General features: G+C 67.1%; 16 protein-coding genes. 11 read left to right on the top strand and 5 right to left on the bottom strand.

The genetic code is table 11. The features are described from left to right. Positions 1 to 122 precede the first annotated feature (122 nt). Both ASE66_RS23615 and ASE66_RS23610 read left to right on the top strand, forming a co-directional pair. Positions 123 to 1097, top strand: a complete 975-nt coding sequence (locus tag ASE66_RS23615) for a Bug family tripartite tricarboxylate transporter substrate binding protein (RefSeq protein ID WP_156412301.1) — start codon at positions 123 to 125, stop codon at positions 1095 to 1097. 48 nt (positions 1098 to 1145) lie between these two features. Further along, positions 1146 to 2249, top strand: a complete 1104-nt coding sequence (locus ASE66_RS23610; protein ID WP_057192212.1) for an isocitrate/isopropylmalate dehydrogenase family protein — start codon at positions 1146 to 1148, stop codon at positions 2247 to 2249. A gap of 282 nt (positions 2250 to 2531) precedes the next feature. Here ASE66_RS23610 and ASE66_RS23605 read toward each other — a convergent pair whose 3' ends face one another. From ASE66_RS23605 to ASE66_RS23590, 4 genes are all read right to left on the bottom strand, one after another. Then, the gene (locus ASE66_RS23605; protein ID WP_082613685.1) at positions 2532 to 3773 is read right to left on the bottom strand and encodes a L,D-transpeptidase family protein; all 1242 of its coding nucleotides are present in this window, start codon (positions 3771 to 3773) and stop codon (positions 2532 to 2534) included. Between the two features lie 287 nt (positions 3774 to 4060). After that, a complete protein-coding gene (ldtR, locus tag ASE66_RS23600) occupies positions 4061 to 4573 on the bottom strand; it encodes a transcriptional regulator LdtR (RefSeq protein WP_057192211.1) in 513 nt (170 codons plus the stop codon). A gap of 207 nt (positions 4574 to 4780) precedes the next feature. Beyond that, positions 4781 to 5227, bottom strand: a complete 447-nt coding sequence (locus ASE66_RS23595; protein WP_156412300.1) for a DUF6163 family protein — start codon at positions 5225 to 5227, stop codon at positions 4781 to 4783. A gap of 1 nt (position 5228) precedes the next feature. Continuing rightward, the gene (locus tag ASE66_RS23590) at positions 5229 to 6284 is read right to left on the bottom strand and encodes an enoyl-CoA hydratase/isomerase family protein (protein WP_057192209.1); all 1056 of its coding nucleotides are present in this window, start codon (positions 6282 to 6284) and stop codon (positions 5229 to 5231) included. 275 nt (positions 6285 to 6559) lie between these two features. On the opposite strand from ASE66_RS23590, the gene hemB reads away from it, so the two are divergent. The 4 genes from hemB (at position 6560) to ASE66_RS23570 (ending at position 10821) form a co-directional block, all read left to right on the top strand. Beyond that, on the top strand, positions 6560 to 7558 hold the full coding sequence (hemB, locus tag ASE66_RS23585; RefSeq protein WP_244495091.1) for a porphobilinogen synthase: 999 nt from the start codon (positions 6560 to 6562) through the stop codon (positions 7556 to 7558). 135 nt (positions 7559 to 7693) lie between these two features. Beyond that, positions 7694 to 9025, top strand: coding sequence for a branched-chain amino acid ABC transporter permease (locus ASE66_RS23580; RefSeq protein WP_057192207.1), 1332 nt, complete (start codon positions 7694 to 7696; stop codon positions 9023 to 9025). A 17-nt stretch (positions 9026 to 9042) separates the two neighbouring features. Beyond that, the gene (locus tag ASE66_RS23575) at positions 9043 to 10287 is read left to right on the top strand and encodes a threonine ammonia-lyase (RefSeq protein WP_057192206.1); all 1245 of its coding nucleotides are present in this window, start codon (positions 9043 to 9045) and stop codon (positions 10285 to 10287) included. Between the two features lie 60 nt (positions 10288 to 10347). Then, positions 10348 to 10821 carry an RDD family protein gene (locus ASE66_RS23570; RefSeq protein WP_057192205.1) on the top strand — a complete coding sequence of 158 codons (474 nt, stop codon included), beginning with the start codon at positions 10348 to 10350 and terminating at the stop codon, positions 10819 to 10821. A gap of 7 nt (positions 10822 to 10828) precedes the next feature. On the opposite strand, the gene ASE66_RS23565 is transcribed toward ASE66_RS23570, so the two are convergent. Then, positions 10829 to 11659, bottom strand: a complete 831-nt coding sequence (locus ASE66_RS23565) for a class I SAM-dependent methyltransferase (RefSeq protein ID WP_057192204.1) — start codon at positions 11657 to 11659, stop codon at positions 10829 to 10831. A 163-nt stretch (positions 11660 to 11822) separates the two neighbouring features. Here ASE66_RS23565 and ASE66_RS23560 point away from each other — a divergent pair, with 163 nt between their 5' ends. The 5 genes from ASE66_RS23560 (at position 11823) to ASE66_RS23540 (ending at position 15423) form a co-directional block, all read left to right on the top strand. After that, positions 11823 to 12569: an arginyltransferase gene (locus ASE66_RS23560; RefSeq protein WP_057192203.1), complete on the top strand. Its 747-nt coding sequence runs from the start codon at positions 11823 to 11825 to the stop codon at positions 12567 to 12569. Between the two features lie 245 nt (positions 12570 to 12814). After that, positions 12815 to 13462, top strand: a complete 648-nt coding sequence (locus ASE66_RS23555; protein ID WP_057192202.1) for an RraA family protein — start codon at positions 12815 to 12817, stop codon at positions 13460 to 13462. After that, positions 13462 to 13779, top strand: coding sequence for a UxaA family hydrolase (locus tag ASE66_RS23550; protein WP_057192201.1), 318 nt, complete (start codon positions 13462 to 13464; stop codon positions 13777 to 13779). Before ASE66_RS23555 ends, ASE66_RS23550 begins: the two co-directional genes overlap by 1 nt. Beyond that, positions 13776 to 14972: a UxaA family hydrolase gene (locus ASE66_RS23545; RefSeq protein ID WP_057192200.1), complete on the top strand. Its 1197-nt coding sequence runs from the start codon at positions 13776 to 13778 to the stop codon at positions 14970 to 14972. Before ASE66_RS23550 ends, ASE66_RS23545 begins: the two co-directional genes overlap by 4 nt. Positions 14973 to 15060: 88 nt before the next feature. Beyond that, complete coding sequence (locus tag ASE66_RS23540; protein WP_057192199.1) at positions 15061 to 15423, top strand: peptidoglycan-binding domain-containing protein; 363 nt, start codon at positions 15061 to 15063, stop codon at positions 15421 to 15423. The last annotated feature ends 20 nt before the right edge of the window (positions 15424 to 15443 follow it).

Here is a 15443-nt window from a genome sequence, read left to right as displayed (position 1 = left end):
TCTCCCGCTCCAAACGCCGGCTGCGGTGATCGCCCGCTCCCGCGCCGAAATCAACGCTTGCCCCAGTCATTGATTTCAGAATACTTCAGTATACCGAAAATCAAAATCATTTGGGAGGTACCATGTCACGCCGGATCACGAGGCTCCTGCTCGCAGCCTCGCTCGCCGCCACGTCCGCCGTCACCGCGAAGGCGCAGGACTGGCCGAGCAAGCCGATCAGCATGGTCGTGCCCTATGCCGCCGGCGGTGGCACCGACGTGATTGCGCGCGCGGTTGCGCTGAAGCTGCAGGAGCGTCTCGGAGTCGGCGTCGTGGTCGAGAATCGCGCCGGCGCCGGCGGCAATCTCGGCACCACCGCCGCGGCGCAGGCTCCAGCCGATGGCTACACCGTGCTGATCAGCAATATCGGCCCGATGGCGGTCAATCCGAGCCTGTTCAAGAACCTCAAATACGATCCGGCCGAGGTATTGGAACCGGTGACGCTGATCGCCAAGGCGCCGCTGCTCCTGCTGGTGCATACTTCGGTCAAGGCCAACTCGGTCGCGGAATTGATCGCGCTCGCCAAGGACCAGCCGGAGGGGCTGACCTACGGCACGGCCGGACACGGCTCGGCCAACCACATCGCCACCGCCCTGTTCGAGCTGACGGCCAAGGTCAAGCTGAAGCACGCCGCCTATCGCGGCGCCGGGCCGGCGCTGAACGACCTGCTCGGCGGGCATATCCCGATGATGTTCGCGACGTTGCCCTCGGCGATCGGCCATGTGAACGGCGGCGGCCTCAAAGCGCTCGCCGTCACCACTGCGGAGCGGGCCCCTGCCCTGCCACAGGTACCGACGCTCGCGGAGGCCGGCGTGCCCGGCTACGAGGCGAGCGGCTGGTACGGCGTCTTCGTGCGCAAGGGCACGCCGCAGGCGATCATCGACAAGCTGCGCAGCGAGGTCGCGACGATCATCAACCTGCCGGATGTCCGCCGCAATCTCGAGCTCGAAGGCGCCCAGCCGATCGGCAACACACCCACCGAGTTCGCCGCCTTCGTCAAGGCCGAGCGCGAGAAGTGGTCGAAGGTCGTCGCCGAGGCCGACATCAAGGTCGAGTGACCTTTCCTGCCCGCTTTACCTTCCACGACATCCGGACCGACGCCGATCATGACCGACGCGACATCCCCTGCCCTGCGCCTGCTCGTCCTCGAAGGAGACGGCATCGGCCCCGAGATCGCGGCGGCGACCTGCAAGGTGCTCGACGCCGCGAGCGCGCTGTTCGGCTTCACGCTCGCCTATGAGCGGGCCGAGATCGGCTTCACAGCCCTCGCGAACCAGGGCACGACCTTTCCCGAGGGTGTTCTGGAAGCTGCCAAGCGGGCCGACGGCGTCATCCTCGGCCCGGTCTCGCACAACGAGTATCCGCCGGCCGAGAAGGGCGGGCTCAACCCGTCCGGCCAGTTGCGCAAGCGGCTCGACCTCTACGCCAATATCCGCCCGGCTCGCTCGCGCGAGGGTTTTGCGCCACGCTGCGGCAAGCCGCTCGACCTCGTCATGGTGCGCGAGAACACCGAAGGCTTCTATTCCGATCGCTCAATGCATCTGGGCCCCGGCGAGATCATGCCGACGCCCGACCTCGCTTTGTCGTTCCGCAAGGTGACGCGGCAGGCCTCCCTGCGCATCGCCGAGAGCGCCTTCGCGCTCGCCCGCCAGCGCCGGCGCAAGGTCACGGCGGTGCACAAGGCCAATGTGCTGCGCATCTCCGACGGGCTCTTCCTGGAATGCGTGCGGTCGGTGGCGGAGCGCTATCCCGACGTCGAGTACGACGAGAAGATCATCGACGCGATGGCGGCCCTTCTGGTGCGCGACGCCAGCGTCTTCGACGTGATCGTCACCACCAACATGTTCGGCGACATCCTCTCCGACCAGGCTTCGGAGATCTCCGGCAGCCTCGGCCTCGCCGCCTCGCTCAATGCCGGCGAGGACCATGCAGTGGCGCAGGCGCAGCACGGCTCGGCGCCCGATATCGCCGGGCGCGACCTCGCCAACCCGGCCTCGCTGATCGGTTCGACCGCGATGCTGCTCGCCTGGCTCGGCGAGCGGCGGCAGGCCCCTGCCCTGTTGCAGGCGGGGCAGGTGATCGAGCGGGCGATCGACCTGACGATCAAGGCGCCGGAGCTGCGCACGCGCGATCTCGGCGGCCCGCTTGGGACGCGAGCCTTCGCGAGCTGCGTCGCCGCCAATCTCGCCGAGGCGACGAAGGCCGGCTGAAGCTGGCAGTTACCCCTTGCTGAAAAAGCGCGGGTCGTTCCGGGCGACCGGAGGGAGACCCGGGACCCATTCCGGAACCTCTTTCGGGAAGGCTCTGGAATGGATCCCGGATCTACGCTGCGCTCCGTCCGGGATGACAGCGTAATGGATACAGAAGCCTAATCTCTGAAAACCTGCGCATTGCTCTCGGCGAAGCGCTCGGGGTGAGGCCAGCAATAACCTCAAAACGAAACGACCCGCCGTCTCCGGCGGGTCGCAACATCGATCACCAGATCGAAGCGCTCAGATGTCCTGATCGCCCTGGAGAGCCGCCACGGCCGCTGGGCCGAGCCCGTCCTTGTTGTAGATGTCGTCGCGGAACTGCACGCCGCCATCCGGGGTCGCCCAGGCGGTGATGTAGACCCAGTAGCACGGCACCGGATTGGCGATGCGGGCGTTGACGCGCTCGCCCGAGGCGATGGTCTCGTCGATCTTGGCGCGATCCCAGCCGGGCGTCTCCTTGAGCAGGAAGGAGATATAGTCACGCACGTTCTGGACGCGGATGCAGCCCGAGGAGACGAAGCGGAAATCGTCGCCGAAGATGCCCTTCGACGGCGTGTCGTGCATGTAGACGCCGTGCGGACTCGGGATGTTGATGCGCACGAAGCCGAGCGAGTTGAACTCGCCGCCGGGATCCTGGCGGAAGGTGTAGCGGGTGGCCTCGTCCGAGTTCCAGTTGACGCGCTCGGGCGCGATCTCGCCGCTCGGCCCGATGATGCGGATCTTGTTCTCGGTGAGGTAACCCGGCTCCTTGCGCATCTTCGGGATCAGATCCTTGCGGATGATCGAAGCCGGAACCGTCCAGGTCGGGTTGAAATTGACCTCGGGGATTTTGGTCTGCAGCAGCGGCGACTGGCGATCGATCTTGCCGACGCCGGCCGCGTGGCGGGTCGCGACATGGCCGTTCTCGACCGTCTCGATCGCGGCCGCCGGGATGTTCGCGACGACGTAGCGATTGCCGAGATTGCCCGACCAGGTGCGCAGGCGCACGATGTTGGTCTCGAGCTGGCGGATGCGCCGGTCGACCGGCACGTTGAGCGCAGCCAGCGTCGCACGGTTGATGCTGCCGGTGGTCGACAGGCCCATGCGCGACTGGAAGCGGCGCATGCCGCCCTCGACATAGGAATCATAGATGTTGCTGTCGCCGGCGGAGGCATCGAGATCGCCGGTGATGATCAGCCGCTGGCGCAGCGCGACGACGCTCGGGCCGCGCGAGCCGACGGACAGCCGCTCGCTGACCTGCAAGACCGGCCAGCCGCCACGTGCGGCGAGCGCCCGGTAGGCTTCGACCGCCTGCTCGGTCGCGGCCAAGGCGGCCGGCGAGAGCATCGGCGTCGAGGAACGCAGGACCGCATTGCGCGAGCCGGCATCATAGCTCTGGCGCCACTCGGCCTGCTGGGCGAAAGCCGGAAGGCTCGCAGCCGTAGCAGCAGTCGAGAGCATGGCCAGAACCGTCTCACGGCGGGTCAGGCGGATATTCGGCATCGATCGTTACCCCTTGGACTTCGCGTATCATCGGAGCGGGACGCGACCCGCCCCTTCGGCCTGGCAATCGCCTCGGCCGGTCGCTGGGGACGATCCCTTACCACAGTTAACAGCTCATGATGAGCGCGGCATTTTTAGGGCGGCGATGCGTCGCGCTCACGCGAGTTTGATCGCTGTGGCCGGAAGGAAATCGCTGTTGCCAGAAAGAAACAGGCGCACGCGCCCCGGCCGGGAGGCCGAAGCGCGCTGCGGGATATTCTTCTTGAAACGGGCCAGCGGCCCGTTCCTCAGAGCTTGTAGCGGATCTGGTCGGTCCAGAAGCGCTCAAGGCGCAGCAGGGCGTTGTTCATCCGCTCGAAGTCGTCGGCCGCGATGCCGCCGATCTGCTCGACCGTGCGGACATGCTTGTCGTAGACGCCCTTGACGATGTGATGCACCTCGCGGCCCTTGTCGGTCAGGCTGATGCGCACCGAGCGACGATCGATCCGCGAACGGGCGTGGTGCAGGAAGCCGAGCTCGACCAGCTTCTTGACGTTGTAGGAGACGTTCGAGCCGAGATAGTAGCCGCGGGTGCGCAGCTCGCTGGCCGAGAGCTCGGCGTCGCCGATATTGTAGAGGAGCAGCGCCTGTACGCTGTTGACGTCGTCACGGTTGCGGCGCTCGAACTCGTCCTTGATCACGTCGAGCAGCCGGCGATGCAGCCGCTCGACCAAGGTGAGGGACTCAAGGTAAAGCGGCTTCACCTTGAGCTGAACCTCATCGGACGCAGCCGGCTCCACAGTCTTTACATTGCTCTTCATGGTAATATCCCGCCTGTTGATTACCGGCCAGGATTGTCTCCCGGTCCGCTTCTGAGAGACACCATAGGCGGGGCGGATGAAAACGAGTTTAAATATCAGGATGAATCAGGGATTTACCCATTTGGGTGAATCCAAAATGAACCGCAAGTCTCTTAAGCTAAAGCGATTCTTACCGCGGCCCACCGTATTCGCGGCAAGCCGGCGGGCTCAGCTATCCTGGTTCTCGGCCGCCCAGGTGGCGAGGAAATAGGTCAGCATCAGCGCGACATAGGTGCCGATCAAGGCGGGCGAAAGCGTCAGCCAGCGCGGGAAGAAGAAGCCGAGCAGGAGCTGGCTGACGGCGGCGAGCAGCCAGAGCACGCCGCCCCAGGTCGCGGTCAGCCAGAGACCGACGCCGGCGACGAGATCGAAGACCGCGAAATAGACGGTGATCGCCTGGAAGGTCAGCGGGCGCGTCTCGAAGGCGGGGCCGGGCTCGAAGACCAGCCCGAGGCCGAGGATCGTCGCCCAGTGCATCAGGCCCTTGCCGATCCAGATCACCGAGAGCAGGCGCAGCAGCCAGACCAGGATCAGCCGCCAGCGTATGCCGCGCTTCTTGGCCTCGCCCGCCTGGGCCGGACCGCGCAGAACCTCGCCGTCGCGCATTGCCGCCATCTCAGTTGCCCAACACCAGCTCGGTCTCGCCAAGCGGCACGAAATGGCCCGCCACCGCCGCCGGATCGAGCTCCTCCAGCGTCCGGGGCCGCCAGGACGGGGCCTGATCCTTGTCGATCACCGCGGCGCGGACGCCCTCGTAGAAGTCATGGCCATGCGAAATCCGCGAGACGATGCGGAATTCGAGCTGCATCGCCTCGGCGAAGCCGAGGGAGGCGCCGCGGCGCATCTGCTCGAAGGTGATGGCGATACTGGTCGGCGACTTCGCCCGGATCGTGGCGAGCGCCTTGGCGGCGAAGGCATCGCCAGCGGCCGCCCTGGCATCGAGCCGGCCGAGCACCTCCGGCAGCGTCGCCGCGCCGAAGCAATGCGCGATCGTCTCCCGTTCAGGCGCGAGCCTGCCGGGGCCGGGATCCCCGGCGAAGCGCGCGATCACGGCGTCGACCGGTTCGGGGCCGGTCAGGGCCTCGGCGAGTTCGGCCATGCGCGCCGAGGGCACCGCATGCGTCGCGAGCCCTAGCGCCAGCGCGTCGGCCTGGCCGACGCGGTCGCCGGTCAACGCGAGATAGGTGCCGGCGTGATCCGGCAGGCGCGGCAAGGCATAGGTCGCGCCGACATCCGGGAAGAAACCGATGCCGACCTCGGGCATGGCGAAGAGCCAGCGCTCGCCGGCGACGCGATGATTGCCATGCAAGGAGAGGCCGACGCCGCCGCCCATGACGATGCCGTCGACCAACGCGATGTAAGGCTTGGGATAGCTCTGGATGCGGGCGTTGAGGATGTATTCCTCGCGCCAGAAGGCGAGCATCTCCTCGAATTCGCCGGCCTTGCCGAGATCGTACAGGCTGCGGATATCGCCGCCGGCGCAGAAGGCCTTCTCGCCGGCGGCGGTGACGACGATGCGCGTGACGGCGGGATCATGCTCCCAGGCGTCGAGCGCCTTGGCCAACTCACGGACCATGGGAAGATTGAGCGCGTTCAGCGCCTTCGGCCGGTTGAGCACGACGAAGCCGGCGTTGCCGCGGATTTCACAGATGATGTCCGGCTCGTCCGACATGGTGCTCTTTCGTCTGGTCCGGCCCCGTGTTTGGGCGTTGGCCGGAGGCCTGTCAACGCGCCGGGCAGCGCGCAACCGCACGGTGCGTCTTGGCGAAGCACCCGCAAAAAGAGCGCGTCGCCATGCGACCATCGCAACTGTTTTGGAATGGTTCCGATGTGCTAAAGCAGCGCCAGCAAGCAAGTATCGCGTTCGAAGCGGAGGCGTTGATGGCATCCAAGGTTGTGCGCCCGTTCTCGGCACCTCAAGTGCGGCAGGCTGAGGCTGCGGCCGCCATGACGGACGCGCTCGGGCTCGCCCGCCGCATGCGCCGCAACCGCAAGGCCGAGTGGTCACGCCGGCTGGTGCGCGAGAACCGCCTGACCACCGACGACCTGATCTGGCCGATCTTCCTGATCGATTCGGCTGAAGCCGTCTCGCCGGTCGCCTGGATGCCGGGCGTCGACCGGCTCAATATCGACGAGGCCGTGCGCCAGGCGGAAGCTGCGGCGAGGCTCGGCGTCCCTGCGATCGCGCCCTTCCCTTACGTCGACCAGGCACTGCGCGACGAGACCGGCTCGGAAGCGCTCAACGGCCGCAACCTGATGTGCCGGGCGGTGCGCGCGATCAAGGCGGCGGTGCCGGAACTCGGCATCATCTGCGACGCGGCGCTCGACCCCTATACCTCGCACGGCCATGACGGCGTGATGGAGGGCGAGAAGGTCCTGAACGACCCCAGCGTCGGTATCCTCGTCCGGCAGGCGCTGGCACTGGCGGACGCCGGCGCCGACGTGATCGCGCCTTCCGACATGATGGACGGGCGCGTCGGCGCGATCCGCGCCGCGCTCGACGCCGACGGCCATGAGGACGTGCAGATCATGGCCTATTCGGCCAAGTACGCCTCGGCCTATTACGGACCGTTCCGCGACGCGATCGGCACCAACGCCACGCTCATCGGCGACAAGCGCACCTATCAGATGGACCCGGCCAACAGCGACGAGGCGATCGCTGAGGTCGCGCTCGACCTCGAAGAGGGCGCCGACATGGTGATGGTCAAGCCCGGCCTGCCCTATCTCGACGTGATCGCGCGGGTGAAGGACACCTTCTCGGTGCCGACCTTCGCCTACCAGGTCTCCGGCGAGTACGCGATGATCATGGCGGCGGCCAACAATGGCTGGCTCGATGGCGACAAGGCGATGCTGGAGAGCCTGCTCGCCTTCAAGCGCGCCGGCGCCGATGGGGTGCTGACCTATTTCGCACCGAAGGTCGCGAAGATGCTGAAGGAGCGCGCATAACACGCCGTCATTCTCGGGCGAAGCGAAGCGCAGACCCGAGAATCTCCTGAAAGAGATGCTTGGGTCGAGCCCGAGCATGACGCTCTGCACAAGCCGTGTTCCGCCCCGCCGTGAAGCAGGCTAGCGTGCGCCGCGATGCGCGCCCTGCTCACGTCGATTCTGCTCTGCCTCGTGCTCGCTGCCTGCGGGCGCTTCGACACCGATCAGATTCGCGCCTGCCGGCTGGCGATCCCGGCGCTGAACCCCACCGACACCGTCATCACCATCGAGGGCACCGGAACCGGCCCGCGCGCCGACATCCTGCGCATCAGCTACCGGGCGCAAGCGCCGGACGCCCAGCCACGCCGGCGCATCATCGACTGCATCTTCGTCGGCGAAGGCACCACGCTGCAACGCGGCGCGCTGGCGGGTTTGGCCTCCGATGGCGTGCCGATGACCGACGCAAGCTTCCTGCTGCTGCGGCGCTTCTATCTCGAATACAAGGCGGAGCCGCCGGTCGATCCGGGTGCCGCACCCGGCGCCAACCTCATCACCTTGTCGCCCGGCCTCGCCTACGGCCTGCAGCAAGGCCTCGCCGCCCTGCCCTCGGCCGCGATCTACGCCCTGCTCGCCAGCGCCTATGCGCTGATCTACGGGCTCAATGGCCGCATCCTCCTGACCTTCGGCGAGTTCTCGGCACTGGGGGCACTCTCCGCCGTGGTCGGCGTGGCGCTGACGCTGTCACTCTCGGTTTCGACGCCGGTCTCGGGCCTGTTCATCGCCTTCGCCGTCGCGATCGCGGTCAGCGCCCTGCACGGCTTCGCCATGGGGCGCTTCGTGCTGCGCCATCTCGACAAGAGCAACGGCCAGCAGGTGCTGATCGCGACGATCGGGCTCGCCATCGCGCTCTCTGAATATTTGCGCCTCGCGCAAGGCCCCGAACTGCGCTGGCTGCCGCCGGTGTTCAACGAGCCGGTGCAGCTCGCGCGCGCCGAGCAGTTCATCGTCACCGCGACGCCGGTCTCGCTCGCCATGGCGGGGCTCGGCTTCTCGGCCGCGACCTGCCTCATCCTCTATCTCGCCCGCTCGTCTTACGGCCGGGCCTGGCGCGCGGTCTCCGACGATGCCAAGACCGCCTCCCTGTTCGGGATCGATCCTGGCGCGGTGCACGACCGGGCGTTGATCATCGCCTGCGCGATCTGCGGCGCGGCCGGCGTCATCGTCACCGTGATCTATGGCGGCATGGGCTTTTCAGGCGGCTTCACGCTCGGCCTCAAGGCGCTGGTCGCGGCGGTACTCGGCGGCATCGGCTCGGTGCCCGGCGCCTGCCTCGGCGGGCTCGTCATCGCCGCCTTCGAAGTGCTGTGGTCGGCCACGATGCCGCTCGAACAGCGGGACATCGCGGTCTATAGCTTGCTCGCCGTGACGCTGATCCTGCGCCCCGGCGGCTTCTTCGGCGACGGCGCGCTGACGCCGCGCCAAGTCTGAATAATTTGGGGGACCGGATGGGCAGCGGCTTCGCGATCAGCTTCGCCGATATCGAGGCGGCTGCGCAGACCATCGCAGGCCATGTGCTGAAGACGCCGCTGATGCCGGCACCGCGCCTGTCGGCGTTGACCGGCGCAGAGGTCTTCGTCAAGCACGAGAACATGCAGGCGACCGCCTCCTTCAAGGAGCGCGGCGCGGTCAACAAGCTGCTGAGCCTGAGCGGGGACGAGAAGCGCCGCGGCGTCATCGCCATGTCGGCCGGAAACCACGCCCAGGCGGTCGCCTATCACGCCAGGCGCTTCGGCATCCCGGCGACGATCGTGATGCCCGAGACGACGCCGCTGGTGAAGGTGGAGAACACCCGCGCCCATGGCGCCGAGGTCGTGCTGTTCGGCGAGACGCTCTACGAGTCGGCGCAGAAGGCGCGCGACATCGCAGCGGAGAAGAGCCTGGTCTTCGTCCACCCTTACGACGATGCGGCGGTGATGGCCGGCCAGGGCACGGTCGCGCTGGAGATGCTGCGGGAGGCGCCCGAGCTCGACGCGCTGCTGATCCCGCTCGGCGGCGGCGGGCTGATGGCCGGCAACGCCATCGCCGCCAAGGCGCTGAAGCCATCGATCGAGATGATCGGCGTCGAGGCGGCGCTCTACCCCTCCTTCCACAATGCCGTGCATGGCGCGCAGATGCCGATCGGCGGGGCGACGCTGGCCGAGGGCATCGCGGTCAAGACCGTCGGCACGCAGACCCTGCCGGTGGTGAAGGAGCTGGTTTCCGACATCGTGCTGGTCAGCGAGGACCTGATCGAGCGCGCGGTCAACGCCTGCGCGACCTTGCAGCATACGCTCGCCGAAGGCGCCGGCGCCGCCGGACTCGCGGCGATGCTGAAGGAGCCGGAGCGCTACCGCGGCCGCAAGGTCGGGCTCGTGCTCTCGGGCGGCAATATCGATGCGCGCCTGCTGGCGGCGATCATGGTGCGCGAGCTCGAGCGCGAACAGCGCATCGCCGCCTTCCGCCTGACCGCCAGCGACCGGCCCGGCCTGCTCGGCAAGGTCGCCAGCCTGTTCGGCGCGCTCGGCGCCAACATCCTCGAGGTCAGCCATGGCCGGCTCTTCCTCGACGTGCCGGCCAAAGGCGTGATGCTCGACGTCACCATCGAGACCCGCGACGAGGCGCACACCGCCGCGATCGAGGAGGCGCTGCGCCAGGAAGGCTTCGCGCCGCGCCGGATCTATCCGCGGGGTCTTGCGGAACCGGCGGGCTGATCAAACATTATTGGCCGGTGGGCCATCCCGGTCTCCGGAACAACGAGGAACTCAACGTCGATGTCGAACCCGTCCTATCGCCAGCCGCCGATCGTCGCGCTGGAGGACCGGCCGCTGCAGGATACGCGCGGCGTGCTGGGCTCGCGCCTGTTCGCCTGGATCGGCGACGTCGTCGTGTTGTTCATTCTAGGCAGCATCGTCTGGTTCCTGCTTGGTATTCTCGGCATCATCACCTTCGGGCTGACCTGGCTGCTGATGGGCGGGGCGACAATCGCCGTCGCGCTCGGCTACGCCGCCATCACCATCGGCGGACGCAAGCAGGCGACGCTCGGCATGCGCATGGCGGGCCTTCGGGTCGAAACCGCCTCGGGCGGCCGGCCGGACGCGCTCGCAGCCGCCGTGCACGCGCTGTTCTTCTATGTCGCAGCCGGTACGGTCGGCCTCTGGTTCCTCGATATCGCCTGCGGGCTGGTACGTGAGGACCGGCGCCTCGGCCATGATATCCTGACCGGGCTCGTGGTGGTGCGCGCCTGAGCCGGCTTCAGAAGCGATAGCGCAGCAGCAGGCCGAGCCGCGCCAGCGGCGGGATAAGCGAGAAGAACTGGATCGCCAGCCGCGCCTGCCAGGACATGCGGGCGATCTGCGCCGGGTCGTAGCCGTCGGGATCGTAAGCCGTCAGCTCGGTCGCAAGGGTCAGGCCCGGCACCTGCCGCTCCAGTTCGGCGGGATCGTCGAGTGCCCAGTGCAGCACCGCGCCGGTCGCCTTGATCGAGGGCTGCAGCGCAATCAGGCGCAGGCCGAACGCGCTGTAGGCATCAAAGACGATCTCGCCTGCCGGGCTATGCCGCACCAGCCGTTCCAGCAGCAGCGGTACCTCGCCTTCCGGCAGATAAAGCAAAAGCCCCTCGGCTACGATCATCGTCGGGCGATCCCGCGGCAGCTCGGCGATCCAGCCCGGCTCCGTCACCGACGAGCCGATCAGATGATAGCCGTCGCGAGCCGGGTAGAGCTTTTGCCTGAGCGCGATGACGTCCGGATAGTCGACGTCGTACCAATCGATGCCGGCGGGCGGGTCGATCCGGAAGACCCGGCTGTCGAGCCCGCAGCCGAGATGCAACACGATCGCGTTCGCGTGCCGCTTGAGGAAATCGCGAACCCAACCGTCGAGGGTGCTCGCGCGCATGGCGAGGCCGATCATCATGTTGCGGTCGACCTTGAGCCTGGCGAAGTCGTAGTCGATGCGGGCAGCAGCCTCGGCAGCGAAACGGTCCTTGAGCAGGGAATCGGGCAGCCGGCTCTCGCCGGCCTTGGCCCAGAGCGTGATCAGCAGGGTTTCCTTCTCGTGGGTCAACGCGACCGTCTCGGTCTGCATTCGATCCCCCTGCTCCGGGCACCCCCGCTATTCTCACGCGGTCAGACTAGCACCGGCACGAGGGTTATCCCATGCGGTGCGGTCGCCGCAGGCTTACCGCTTGTTGCCGCCGCGCCGACTGCTAAACTCACCTTGAACTTGGCGGTTCCGGAGCCTGGCTGACGTGACGCGCCCCTTGCGGGATGCCCCGCAATTCTACCTGACCTCGCCGACGCCCTGCCCCTATCTGCCGGGCCGCGAGGAGCGCAAGGTGTTCACGCACCTCGTTGGCGCACGGGCGCGCGACCTCAATGATGTCCTTTCGCAAGGCGGCTTCCGGCGTTCGCAGAGCATCGCCTACCGGCCGGCCTGCGAGACCTGCCGGGCCTGCATCTCGGTCAGGATCGTCGTCGCCGATTTCCGGCCCTCGCGGACCTTCCGCAAGATCACCTCGCACAACAGCGACCTGATCGGCGAGGCGCTGCCGCCGCAGCCGCGCTCGGAGCATTATTCGCTGTTCCGCGGCTATCTCGACGATCGCCACCCCGAGGGCGGCATGGCGACGATGTCGGCGCTCGACTTCGCCATGATGGTCGAGGACACCCATGTCGAGACCAGCCTGATCGAATACCGTCGCCGTAGCCCCGACAGCGGCTTCACCGGTCGCGGCCAGGGCGACCTCTTCGCCTTTGCCCTGACTGACCGGCTGAGCGACGGGCTCTCCATGGTCTATTCGGTCTATGACCCCGCCCTCGAGGCGCGCTCGCTCGGCACCTTCATGGTGCTCGAGCATGTCGAGCGCGCCCGCAAGCTCGGCCTGCCTTACGTCTATCTCGGCTACTGGGTCGAGGGCTCGCCGAAGATGGCCTACAAGGCCCGCTTCCTGCCGCAGGAGCGCCTGATGCCGCAGGGCTGGGAACGGGTGGGCTGAGCGGGCGGTGCCAGTCGCACGTCATTCTGGGACGAAGCGAAGCGCAAACCCGAGAATCTCCGGGCGAGAAGGCGCCGACCCAGCCCCTCCGGCATGAGATGCTCGGGTCAAGCCCGAGGATGACGAAACCCCTATTTAAATCGTTTAATACGCACGCCAGCGCTGCAGAATCTGCACTTGCCCCTTGAGCTACCCTCTGCGCAAGGTGCCCGCAAGGTCGCTGGAGCGACCGCACCGGAGGAAATATGACCGATACGCTGACCGAGCGCCTCGAACGCTGCTACACCGGCATCATCCACGACACGATGCGCTCCATGGGCCTGAAGGACTTCACCCTGCCGCCGGCGCTTCGCCCGCTGCTGCCCGGCGTGAAGCTCGCCGGCCCCGCCTTCACCGTCGAGGGCAAGACCGGCGAGTTCGATGCGCACGAGACCCTGCTCGGCTGGACCGGCCTGCTATCGGCCGCCAAGCCCGGCCATGTCTGGGTCTGCCAGCCGAACACCGAGGAGGTCGCGCTGATGGGCGAGCTCTCGGCCGAGACCCTCAAGAACAAGGGCGTGCGCGGCTGCGTCATCGACGGCCTGTCGCGCGACACCGAGTTCATGGTCGAGATGGGCTTCCAGGCCTATTTCAAGGCCTATACGCCGCGTGACATCGTCGGCTTCTGGCTGCCCAAGGCGGTCGACGAGCCGATCAAGATCGGCGATGTCTGGATCAGGCCGGGCGACTATATCCTCGCCGACCGCGACGGCGTCGTGCGCATTCCAGTCGAGATCATCGAGGAGGTCCTGGAGAAATCCGAGACCGCGATCTCGGCGGAGAACAAGGTCCGCAACGCCATCCTCGCCGGCACCGACCCGCAGCAGGCCTATCTGCAGTTCGGCAAGTTCTGATGTCCCAGCACGATCCCCGCCTGATCCTGCTCGATCCGCGCGACAACGTCTTCGTCGCCCGGACCCGCCTGCCGGCCGGCGAGCGTATCGAGACCGGAACCGGTCCGGCGGTGATCGACCGCGACATCGCGCTCGCCCACAAGATCGCCCGGCGCGCCATCGCGCCCGGCGAGAAGATCCTGAAATACGGCGCGCCGATCGGCGTAGCGACGATCGCCATCGCCGCCGGCCATCACGTCCATGTCCAGAACATGAAGAGCGACTACACGCCGACCTATCATCTTGAGGACGAGCGCAAGGCAGGAGCAGCGCAATGAGCAAGCTGCAAGGCTACCTCCGCAGCGACGGGCGCAAGGGCATCCGCAACGTCGTCGCCGTCGCCTATCTGGTCGAGTGCGCCCACCATGTCGCGCGCGAGATCGCCCTGCCCTGGCGCGAGCACGAGGTCCACGCCATCGGTTTTCCGGGCTGCTACCCCAACCCTTATGCCGAGCGGATGATGGAGCAGCTCTGCACGCATCCGAATGTCGGGGCAGTGCTGCTGGTCTCGCTCGGCTGCGAGAGCTTCAACAAATACGCGTTGGAGCGGGTGGTGCATGCCAGCGGCCGGCCGGTAAAGACCATCGTGATCCAGGGTACGGGCGGCACCCGCGCCTCGATCAAGGAAGGCCGTGCCTGGGTCGAGGAGCAGCGCATCGCGCTCGACAGCGTCGAAACCGTGCCGATGCAGGTCAGCGAGCTGGTGATCGGCACCGTCTGCGGCGGCTCGGACGGCACCTCCGGCATCACCGGCAACCCGGCGGCGGGCCGCGCCTTCGACCAGCTCATCGCCGAGGGCGCGTCCTGCATCTTCGAGGAGACCGGCGAGCTGATCGGCTGCGAGCACATCATGGCGGCGCGCGCGATCACGCCCGAGCTCGGGCTCGAGCTGGAGAAGTCGGTCGCCAAGGCAGCGCGCTACTATGCGACGCTGGGCTACGGCTCCTTCGCCGCCGGCAACGCCGCGGGTGGGCTCTCGACCATCGAGGAGAAGTCGATGGGCGCGTATGCCAAATCGGGCGCATCGCCGATCTCCGGCCTGCTCAAGCCGGGCGACGTGCCACCGCGCGGCGGGCTCTATCTGCTCGACGTGGTGCCAGATGGCGAGGTCCGCTTCGGCTTCCCGAACATCAACGACAACGCCGAGATCGCCGAACTGATCGCCTGCGGGGCGCATTGCGTGCTGTTCGTCACCGGCCGCGGCTCGGTCGTCGGTTCGGCGATCTCGCCCGTCGTGAAGATCTGCGCCAATCCGGAGACCTATCGCCGGATGAGCGACGACATGGACGTCGATGCCGGCCGCATTCTCGAAGGCAAGGCTGGTCTCGACGAGGTCGGCACCGAGATCCGCAATCTCGTCGTCTCGCTCGCGCAAGGCGGGCGGACGAAGTCGGAGGAACTCGGCCATCAGGAGTTCATCCTTACCTATAAGAGCTTCGAGCCGCTCGGCCCTGCCTGCCTGCCGGCGTGATGAGATCCGAGCGCTACGCAGCCGTCCTTGACCCCTCCCCTGACCCGGCACTAACCTTGGGTCATCAGGGACGGGCAGGACCAAGATCATGGCGCTCATCTCGCCTCGCTTTTCCGCCAATGACCGCCTGAGGAAGGCCTCGGAGAATGCGCCGCCGCTGAAGCAGGGCGAGCGCGGCCAGGCCGTCGCCATCATCCAGCTGGCTTTGATCGATCTTGGCCTGGCGATGCCGAATTCGAACAATCAGGGTCGCTCTTTGCCGGACGGTATCTTCGGCCCGGAGACGGAGAGCCGCGTGCGCAGCTTCCAGACGGCCAACGGGCTCGTCGCCGACGCCATCGTCGGCCCGCTGACCATGGCCGCGCTGGAGCGCGCTATCATCGCGCAGAGCGCCATCAACCGCCGCGCCGACGCCGCCAAGGCACGCACGCACAGCGCCGCGGTTCGCTAGATCGACGCTCCCCGCCTCGA

The sequence above is a fragment of the Allobosea sp. Root483D1 genome, from assembly GCF_001429505.1.
Taxonomy (GTDB): domain Bacteria; phylum Pseudomonadota; class Alphaproteobacteria; order Rhizobiales; family Beijerinckiaceae; genus Allobosea.
This window is presented reverse-complemented; position numbering and strand designations above follow the sequence as displayed.

Excerpts from the sequence above, each read along its gene's own strand:
- ASE66_RS23615 (WP_156412301.1), top strand. The coding sequence starts at position 123 with ATGTCACGCCGGATCACGAGGCTCCTGCTCGCAGCCTCGCTCGCCGCC.
- ASE66_RS23610 (WP_057192212.1), top strand. The coding sequence starts at position 1,146 with ATGACCGACGCGACATCCCCTGCCCTGCGCCTGCTCGTCCTCGAAGGA.
- ASE66_RS23605 (WP_082613685.1), bottom strand. The coding sequence starts at position 3,773 with ATGCCGAATATCCGCCTGACCCGCCGTGAGACGGTTCTGGCCATGCTC.
- ldtR (WP_057192211.1), bottom strand. The coding sequence starts at position 4,573 with ATGAAGAGCAATGTAAAGACTGTGGAGCCGGCTGCGTCCGATGAGGTT.
- ASE66_RS23595 (WP_156412300.1), bottom strand. The coding sequence starts at position 5,227 with ATGGCGGCAATGCGCGACGGCGAGGTTCTGCGCGGTCCGGCCCAGGCG.
- ASE66_RS23590 (WP_057192209.1), bottom strand. The coding sequence starts at position 6,284 with ATGTCGGACGAGCCGGACATCATCTGTGAAATCCGCGGCAACGCCGGC.
- hemB (WP_244495091.1), top strand. The coding sequence starts at position 6,560 with ATGACGGACGCGCTCGGGCTCGCCCGCCGCATGCGCCGCAACCGCAAG.
- ASE66_RS23580 (WP_057192207.1), top strand. The coding sequence starts at position 7,694 with ATGCGCGCCCTGCTCACGTCGATTCTGCTCTGCCTCGTGCTCGCTGCC.
- ASE66_RS23575 (WP_057192206.1), top strand. The coding sequence starts at position 9,043 with ATGGGCAGCGGCTTCGCGATCAGCTTCGCCGATATCGAGGCGGCTGCG.
- ASE66_RS23570 (WP_057192205.1), top strand. The coding sequence starts at position 10,348 with ATGTCGAACCCGTCCTATCGCCAGCCGCCGATCGTCGCGCTGGAGGAC.
- ASE66_RS23565 (WP_057192204.1), bottom strand. The coding sequence starts at position 11,659 with ATGCAGACCGAGACGGTCGCGTTGACCCACGAGAAGGAAACCCTGCTG.
- ASE66_RS23555 (WP_057192202.1), top strand. The coding sequence starts at position 12,815 with ATGACCGATACGCTGACCGAGCGCCTCGAACGCTGCTACACCGGCATC.
- ASE66_RS23550 (WP_057192201.1), top strand. The coding sequence starts at position 13,462 with ATGTCCCAGCACGATCCCCGCCTGATCCTGCTCGATCCGCGCGACAAC.
- ASE66_RS23545 (WP_057192200.1), top strand. The coding sequence starts at position 13,776 with ATGAGCAAGCTGCAAGGCTACCTCCGCAGCGACGGGCGCAAGGGCATC.
- ASE66_RS23540 (WP_057192199.1), top strand. The coding sequence starts at position 15,061 with ATGGCGCTCATCTCGCCTCGCTTTTCCGCCAATGACCGCCTGAGGAAG.